We start from the raw sequence: 6,431 nt of genomic DNA, 5'->3' as shown, positions 1-6,431 counted from the left end.
AGCCGAGCCTGTCACTCGGCGCGGTGCCCGTCCAGTCGAGCCGTGGCTGTCCCCAGCGGGCGGCGCCCTCGGCGCAAACCGGTTGGTGTCGGAGCTCGCACCCGGCGACGGCGCCGACACGAGGCCGACCACCGCCAATCGCACCAGGACATGACGCCCGAAAGTCTCATTGGAGCTACGCATGTGACCGAACTCGCACGCAACAGAACATGACCCGCACTAAAGGGCCTCAGGCGTAAACGGCGGCTTAAGTCGGCAGGCGCAAATGCCGGTCTTCCAAGGTTTTGCTGGCGCGTTGCCGATTTGTCACAGAGCGGTTTTCCGGTAGGGAAGAGGGGGCGCGGCGCGCCGTGTCCGCGATTCGCCGCGCGGCCGCGCGGGCCGTCAGCCGCCCCGCTCAGAACGGCTGTAATGGCTCAGGTGGCCCTCTCGCGCCGCCTGGGCGCGGGCAGACTTGATGATCGCCCGGCTCTTGCCCTCGGGAGCGATGCGCGAAGGCATGCGCTCCATCCGCGCGCTGCCGCAGGCGGGACAGAGGGCGGTGTCGGACGACCCCATCAGGAGCTCGCTGTCCTTGTCGCACTCCTGACAATGGTAGGAATAGAGCGGCATGCCGGCTCCCTCGCCCTTTCTGTAAAACCTTCACCCTGGCAACGGCTTGCGCCGAAGGTCCGCGCATCGCCCGCGGCGCCGCGATGGTGCGGCGGCGGCTTGGCCCGGACGATGCACGATCCTTGCCAGCGATCGGCCGCCCGCCGCCGGTGTCGGCGTCGATCCTTGGGAGCGACCATGTTCACGCGCGTCTGCAGGCTGGAGACCATTCCCGAGGGCGGGATGCGGCTGGTCATCGCCGCGAACCGCCACGTCATCCTCGCCTGGCCGGACGATGGGGTGCTGCGCGCCTTCCAGGGGGTGTGCCCGCACTCCGGAACGCCGCTGTCCGAGGCGGAGTTCGACGGCACCCAGCTCACCTGCCCGAGCCATTTCTGGACCTGGGACCTGAACTCGGGCGCGCCGGTCGCCCCGCAAGAGAGCGCCCTGGCCCAATATCCGGTGAGGGTGGAGGACGGAATGGTCTACGTGGATGCGGACGCGGCGCCGGAACGCTTTGCCCTGCGGTGAACGGCCGCTCAGAAATGCCAGGGACCGGCCAGCAGTCGCACCAATTCCGACTGGCGGTGGGTGCCCGTCTTGGCGAACACGGCCTTGAGATGGCCGCGGACGGTTTCCTGGGAAATGCCCTGGCGGCTCGCGAGCTGCTCCACGGTGGCTCCGTCCGCCAGCCCGCCCGCCACCCGCGCCTCCGCCGGGGACAGATCGAACAGGCCTTCGAGCAACTGGCGCGGCGGCCCCTGCCCCGCCACGACGGGGGTCAGCATCAGCAGGCCGCTCGCCGCCGAGAACACGTCGTTGGCGACCCCGCGCACCGGCAGCAGGTGCGCACCATGGCCGGGCGCGCCTCCTGGGCAGCGATGGGGATGGATTGAACGCCGCCGCCCGCGCGCGCCACGGCTGCGCGCGAAGGCGTCGGCCAGCAGCCGGTCGGCGGCCTGATCCGCCAGCATCAGCCGCTCGCGGCGGGCGCGCACCACGTCCGGGATCAGATCCTCGAACAGGGGGTTGGCGGAGAGCAGCTGCTGGCGGTCGCCAAGCACCGCCGCGGGAAGTCCGATGAGGCCGAGCGCCTCGGTCGCCGAGCGCACCCGGTCGAGGGCGAGGCGCGCCGAGAAGGCGGCCGCGCGCGCGAGGTGCGGGCGCATCCGGTCGAGCAGCGCCACATGCTCGCGCGGCACCGGACCGAGATTCAGCCGCTTCTCCACCGAGATGACGATCGTGTCGCCGCCCGGCACGAAGATCGCGCTCCCGGCACACCAGCCGTAGCCGCGCGGGCGCAGGAAATCCGTGTAGAAGGGATCGGTCTCAAGCTCCTCCTCGGTGAAGACGTCGTCCTCGGTGAGAAAGCCCGGATGGCGCCTGGCAAGCGCGCGCGGCGTCCGGCGGTTGAGCTCCGGGCGGCCCAGGGCGTCGAACTCCCGCAGCAGATCGAGCATGGATGGCGAGGCGACGGAGCGCAGCCCGTCGGCCCGCACCGCGAACAACGCCGCGCCCGCGCCGTCGACCGCGGCGGCGAGCTTTTCCAGCGCCCGCGGCCAGAATTCGGGAACCGAGCCCGCCTCGTAGATGTCGTCCACAAGCTGAGACGGTGGCTCCATGCAATCGCTCCCGGCTGTCGCTAAGCTAACGGCATCGTCCGCGCGCCACAATTGCCGGGCGGCCCATCCGATGCCGAAAAGGAGCGCCCATGAGCACAGAGGTCGCCGTCATCGTCGGCGCGGGGCCGGGCCTCAGCGCCAGCTTCGCCCGCCTCCTGGCGCGCGAGGGCTTCCGCCTCGCGCTCATCGCCCGCGACACGGATAAGCTTTCGGGCCTCGTGGCCGAGCTGTCGCCGCAGACGCCCGTTGTCCCGCTCGCCGCCGACGCGTCCGACCCGGCGCAGATCGAGGCGGCGTTCGCGCGCGCCGAGGCCGATCTCGGCCCTCCGGACCTGGTGCTGTTCAACGCCTCCCGGCGCCTGCGCGGCCCGATCGAGAACCTCGACGCCCAGGCGGTGATGGCGGCCTATCAGGCGGGCGCCTTCGCCGGCTTTCTGACCGCCCAGGCAGCGGCGCGGCGCATGCTGCCGCGGGGCGCGGGAACGCTGCTCTTCACCGGCGCCACCGCCTCCGTGAAGGCGATGCCGCAATCGACGACCCTTCGCATGGCGAAGTCGCGCTTCGCGCACTGGCCCAGGGTCGTCGCGCGGCGAGCTCGGGCCGCGCGGCATCCATGTGGCGCATGCGATCATCGATGGCGGCATCGCCTCCCCGTCTCGGCCCGACGACGGGCCGCCCGACCGCTGGCTCGACCCGGACGCCATCGCCGCGAGCTATCTCGCGCTGCACCGCCAGCACCGCTCCGCCTGGAGCGCCGAGATCGATCTGCGGCCGTGGGTGGAGACCTTCTGACGGCGCAAGGACTTCGGCCGCGCCTTACGGCCACGGCATTGTGCCTGCCGGCACGGCATGGCATGTTCGCCCGCCTCAGGGGGAGGTTCGCGATTGCCGCAGTCCAAGGTCACAGGCCGCCAGATCAAGGCGGGGCGCGCGCTGCTCGGCTGGAAGCGCCAGGAACTCGCCGACCGCGCCGGCCTCACCGAGGCCGACGTGCGCGCCGTCGAGGCTGACGCGGCGACCCATGACCCTCTCGCCGCGAACCGCACGCGCCTCGCGGATGCGCTCGCGGATGCGGGCATCGCCTTCACCAATGGCGGGTCGCTGGGCGTCATCCTGCGCCCGAGATCGGAAGGGCTGCGCCCGGAAGACCTCAACGCCTCCAACGACGACTGAGCCGGAACGGGACGCCCCATGATTCTGCACAATTTCGCCGCGCGCCACTGGATCATCGTGGCCGCCATCCTGGTGGTCTGCGTGCTGGCTTATCTCGGCAGCTGGTCGTGACGCGGCGGGCGGCCTGCGGCCGCCTGCCCCGCTCGCCCACTCACCGTTCGTCGCTTTCCTGCGCCGCCTTGATGGACAGGACCGCATAGGCCACCACCAGGCCCAGTTCGACCATGGTGAAGATGAGGATGCGGGTCATTTCGGCCGGCGCCAGTGCGCCGAACAGGACCTGCGTCAGCGTCGCGATCAGCCACAGCACCACCGCCCAGCCGGCGCGCAGCCACAGGCCGACGCCGGCGATGGGATCGATGATGGCGGCCCAGATCACCGCCGCCTGCGCCACCGTGCTCATCTGCTCGAAGTGCGAGGGCGTGCCCTCGCCGATGCCGAGGATGACCCCCCAGTGGATCACCCCCTCGATCAGCAGGAACGCCGCCACCGCGCGCAGGAACAGGAACAGCCGGCGCCGCCAGGGCGGCAGCTTGTCCAGCGTCGCGCGGGCGCTCGCATCGATGGGCTCGTGGGCGCTCATGCGCCCGCTGCCGGAAGGTCAAGCTCGTCGTCGATGGGCGCGAAATGCGCGGCAATGACGTCCGGGTCCACCTCGGCCAGCGTCGCCGGATGCCAGCGCGGGGCCTGGTCGCGGTCGATGAGCACCGCACGCACGCCTTCGTAGAAATCGTGGCCCGCGGCCACCCGGTTCACCGCCCGGAACTCCGCCTTCAGGCAGCCGGCGAGATCGAGCGCCGGGCCGCGCCGAATCTGCTCCATGGCGATGGACAGCGAGGTGGGCGACTTGGTGCGGATGTCGGCCGCGGTGGCGGCGGCGAATTCGCCGTCCGCCCCGCCCTGCGCCGCGGCCTCGTCGAGCGCGGCGAGGATGGCGGCGACATCGGGGCGCGAGAAGGCGGCGGAGATGAAGGCGCGGCGCTCGGCGAGCGGACCCGGGCCGGGGTTCGATGCGGTGGTCGGAATGGTCCGCTCCACCTCGCCGCCGTCGATGAGCGCCGCCTCGAGCGCGGGGAAGGCGGCGGAGGGCACCACGTCGGTGGCCAGTCCAGCCGCAACGCGTCGGCGCCGCGGATGCGCGCGCCGGTGAGCGCCAGATAGGTGCCGAACGCGCCCGGCAGGCGCGGCAGCACATGGGTGCCGCCCACGTCCGGAAATAGGCCGATGCCCACTTCCGGCATGGCGAACAGATAGCGGTCGCCGCCACCCGGTGCGCACCGTGGGCCGAAAGGCCGAACCCGCCGCCCATGCAGATGCCGTCGATCAGCGAGACATAGGGCTTGGGGAAGCTGCCGATGAAGTGGTTGAGGATATATTCCTCGCGCCAGAAGGCGAGCGCGTCGGCGACCCGTCCGCCACGCCCGGATTCGTACAGCCAGCGCACGTCGCCGCCGGAGCAGAACGCCTTTTCGCCGGCCCCCTTGATGAGCACCCGAGTGATGGCGGGGTCCGCGGCCCAGCGGCGCAGGCGCGGCATGATCTCGCGCACCATGGGCAAGGTCAGCGCGTTGAGCGCCTTCGGCCGGTTGAGCGTGATGACGCCTGCGGCGCCCTTCTCCTCCAGGATGACCTCGGGCTCCATGGCGTCCTTGTTCCTCCGCGTCGGATGCGTGCGCCCCCCGCCGCCCAAGGCGACCCGGCGACGGCCAGGGGGAGCGTTATTCGCGGCGGGAGCCAGCGTCAACGTTTTGCCACGCCGCCACCCTCGCGACGGCGGGCCGTGGGCGCTATACATGCACGGCGGCGCCTTGGTGCCGCACGCCACGAGCCGGGCGGCAGCCGCGCGCATGCCGCCGCCTGAGGGGCGGCCGCGGGAAAGACCGACCATGCCGATGAGCACGCCCCGCATCCGCCCCGCCGCCGAGATCGCCGCGCCCCCCGACCGTTCGGGCCACCGGCTCGACCTTGCCGTGCGCCTGCGCCGCAACCGCAAGGCCGACTGGTCGCGCCGGCTGGTGCGCGAGAACACCCTCACCGTCGACGACCTGATCTGGCCGATCTTCGTCATGGACGGCCAGGCGACCCGCACCCCCATCGCCTCCATGCCCGGCGTGGAGCGTCTGACGGTCGACGAGGCGGTGCGCGCGGCCGAGGCCGCGGCGAAGCTGAGGATCCCCGCGCTCGCCATCTTCCCCTATGTGGACCCGACCCGGCGCGACGAAATGGGATCGGAGGCGCTCAACGGCGAGAACGTGGTGTGCCGGGCGCTCGCCGCCATCAAGGCCGCGGTGCCGGACATCGGCCTCATCACCGACGTCGCGCTCGATCCCTTCACCAGCCACGGCCATGACGGCCTGCTGGAGGACGGGCGCATCCTCAACGATCCGACGGTGGAGGTCCTGGTGCGCCAGGCCGTGACCCAGGCGGCGGCCGGCGCCGACGTGATCGCCCCCTCCGACATGATGGACGGGCGCGTCGGCGCCATCCGCGCGGGGCTCGATGCGGCCGGGTTCGAGGACGTGCAGATCATGTCCTATGCGGCGAAATACGCGTCCGCCTTCTACGGCCCGTTCCGCGATGCCATCGGCACGGCGAAGACCCTCACCGGCGACAAGCGCACCTACCAGATGGACCCCGGCAACGGCGCCGAGGCGCTGCGCGAGGCGGCGCTCGACGTCGAGGAAGGCGCCGACATGCTGATGGTGAAGCCGGGCCTGCCCTATCTCGACATCGTCTGGCGGGTGAAGGAGGCGTTCGGTCTGCCCACCTACGCCTACCAAGTGTCCGGCGAGTACGCGATGATCGAGGGCGCGGCCCGCAATGGCTGGGTGGAGGGCGAGCGGATCATGCTGGAGAGCCTGATGGCCTTCAAGCGCGCCGGCGCCGACGGCATCCTCACCTATTTCGCCCCCCGCGTGGCGGAGCGGCTGAAGGCGGGGTGAAGGGCGGTTCCCCGGCCCAGCGACGGCGCAGCCGTCGTTCCCCGGCCCAGCGACGGCGTTAGCCGTCGTACCCCGGCCCAGCGACGGCGCAGCCGGAGCGCCG

General features: G+C 71.6%; 6 protein-coding genes and 2 pseudogenes. 4 read left to right on the top strand and 4 right to left on the bottom strand.

Annotation, left to right across the window (positions count from 1 at the left end):
* Positions 1 to 384: 384 nt before the first annotated feature.
* On the bottom strand, positions 385 to 612 hold the full coding sequence (locus AC2W7M_RS17745) for an FmdB family zinc ribbon protein (protein ID WP_486133686.1): 228 nt from the start codon (positions 610 to 612) through the stop codon (positions 385 to 387).
* Between the two features lie 177 nt (positions 613 to 789).
* Between AC2W7M_RS17745 and AC2W7M_RS17740 the strand changes: the two genes are divergently transcribed.
* Complete coding sequence (locus AC2W7M_RS17740; RefSeq protein WP_486133684.1) at positions 790 to 1,122, top strand: monooxygenase system ferredoxin subunit; 333 nt, start codon at positions 790 to 792, stop codon at positions 1,120 to 1,122.
* Positions 1,123 to 1,130: 8 nt separating this feature from the next.
* Here the strand turns inward: AC2W7M_RS17740 and AC2W7M_RS17735 are convergent, their stop codons facing one another.
* The gene (locus tag AC2W7M_RS17735; protein WP_486133683.1) at positions 1,131 to 2,213 is read right to left on the bottom strand and encodes a helix-turn-helix transcriptional regulator; all 1,083 of its coding nucleotides are present in this window, start codon (positions 2,211 to 2,213) and stop codon (positions 1,131 to 1,133) included.
* Between the two features lie 89 nt (positions 2,214 to 2,302).
* Here AC2W7M_RS17735 and AC2W7M_RS17730 point away from each other — a divergent pair.
* A pseudogene (locus AC2W7M_RS17730) lies at positions 2,303 to 3,005 on the top strand (SDR family NAD(P)-dependent oxidoreductase).
* Between the two features lie 93 nt (positions 3,006 to 3,098).
* Complete coding sequence (locus tag AC2W7M_RS17725; protein WP_486133681.1) at positions 3,099 to 3,386, top strand: helix-turn-helix domain-containing protein; 288 nt, start codon at positions 3,099 to 3,101, stop codon at positions 3,384 to 3,386.
* Between the two features lie 151 nt (positions 3,387 to 3,537).
* Here AC2W7M_RS17725 and AC2W7M_RS17720 read toward each other — a convergent pair whose 3' ends face one another.
* Together AC2W7M_RS17720 and AC2W7M_RS17715 are read right to left on the bottom strand one after the other, a co-directional pair.
* Positions 3,538 to 3,969, bottom strand: coding sequence for a DUF6163 family protein (locus AC2W7M_RS17720; RefSeq protein WP_486133679.1), 432 nt, complete (start codon positions 3,967 to 3,969; stop codon positions 3,538 to 3,540).
* A pseudogene (locus tag AC2W7M_RS17715) lies at positions 3,966 to 5,028 on the bottom strand (enoyl-CoA hydratase/isomerase family protein). The gene AC2W7M_RS17720 and the pseudogene AC2W7M_RS17715 overlap by 4 nt, the downstream one beginning before the upstream one ends.
* Positions 5,029 to 5,278: 250 nt before the next feature.
* Between AC2W7M_RS17715 and hemB the strand changes: the two are divergent.
* Positions 5,279 to 6,328, top strand: a complete 1,050-nt coding sequence (hemB, locus tag AC2W7M_RS17710; protein ID WP_486133677.1) for a porphobilinogen synthase — start codon at positions 5,279 to 5,281, stop codon at positions 6,326 to 6,328.
* The last annotated feature ends 103 nt before the right edge of the window (positions 6,329 to 6,431 follow it).

This window comes from Xanthobacter sp. BG11Y11_SDJG, assembly GCF_057364445.1.
This window is presented reverse-complemented; position numbering and strand designations above follow the sequence as displayed.